Genomic DNA, 1,497 nt, shown 5'->3' on the forward strand with positions numbered 1-1,497 from the left:
GGTTCTGATACCGACCGCCCTACTCGTCTGGACCGCCGCACATTCGTGAAAGGTCTAGGCGCTGCTGGCGCTGCCACGGTCGGTCTTTCGTCGACGGCCACTCCGGCGGCGGCCGTCGACTGGAGTTCCATCGGTGTCACTGCTGGCTCCTACGCTCTGTTCGGCCCGGCGATCGCCGTCGGGTGGGCGCTCCGCGAGTTCGAAATCTACGGCGCTGACAGTCCTGCTGAGGGCCTCACTCCAGAGGTCTTGAAACAACAGGTCTACCAAAGTGCCAAGACCCGAGCATCGACCAACGCCTCGACCATCGTGGATAATCGAAACATCCTCGACGGCCTCGAACACACTGCGTACACCGAGGCGAAGATCGCAGCCATCGAGAAGCTGAACGCCGGCGAGTCCGAGTCTAACGTTCTCGATGCTGCGACCTCGGCTGTAAACTCGTACTTCGCTACTGTCGAATCGAACTATATCAAGTCGTGGAATGAGTCCGTCCTAGAGCTTGAGCAACTCGCCAACTCTCTATCGTCCCACACTGATACCGCCACTACGGATGTCCTTAGTGGTGCGGAAAGCGGTAGCTTCCCGCCTGATCCTTCGTTGTTCAAGACGAAGACTGCTACCCTCGCTGATGGAACTACTCTAGACATCCAGACCATCGAGTTCAATCGAGATAATGATACGTACGATTACAACTTCAGGCTCCAGAATCTCGACCCCGGCTCCGGTGGTCTACAAAAGGTGTGGGTCAGTCACGATGGCGACACGTTCACCTACCTCGACTACGCCGACTGGAACCCCGTCTGGTCCGACATGCAATCCAAACTCACCAATGTCCGCAACGGCATCTCGACGTGGGTCTCGTCGGTCTACGGCGACGTTCAGAGCGGCGACATCGAGATCTCCGACCTCGTGACGCCGAAAGAACGCGCTGCGATGATGTCCAAGGAGGAAGGCATGAGCCAAGCGATTGCCGACCTCATTGCGCTCAACATCCCGGTCGACCCGGAGCGCGAAGCGACGATCACCATGGGGGATACGGGCGCGACAATCTCCGGCACGTTCGCGCTGACCGACCCCTCTGATGGGCCGCTCGAAACCGGCCAAACCTACGACACGTCGAACTTCTCGGGCGACGTGTACTTCACCGCGGACATGAGCCTCGTCGAGGGCGATTGGTCGGCCTACCAGACCGGCGTCGACGGCGGGAATATCACTCTCACCGAAGACCCGTATGATGGCACCGCTGTCGAACTGGAGACCGCGGCCAATGAGACGGTAACTGTCGACTCCGGAAACTGGACCGCAACCGGAAACGGGACGTGGTACTACGACGCGTCCGCCGACCTCGAAACCGACATTACGGAAATCGTCTCTGCCCGCTTCCTTTCGACCTCGACCGAAACGCAGTTCGAGACGTTCCAGATTCAGGGTTCGTTCACCGTGGACAAGCTCGTCAACACGCAGTCCGGTGAAGAAGTGACCTCGACGAGCTTC

Annotated in this window: 1 protein-coding gene; it reads left to right on the forward strand. The window is 59.1% G+C overall.

Annotated elements, in window-relative coordinates; genetic code table 11:
• Window positions 1-45 precede the first annotated feature (45 nt).
• The coding region (locus tag EXE45_RS16370; protein WP_158294284.1) for a hypothetical protein at window positions 46-1,497 on the forward strand (1,452 nt) is incomplete at its 3' end.

It is taken from the genome of Halorubrum sp. SP9 (genome assembly GCF_005435015.1).
GTDB lineage: Archaea > Halobacteriota > Halobacteria > Halobacteriales > Haloferacaceae > Halorubrum > Halorubrum sodomense.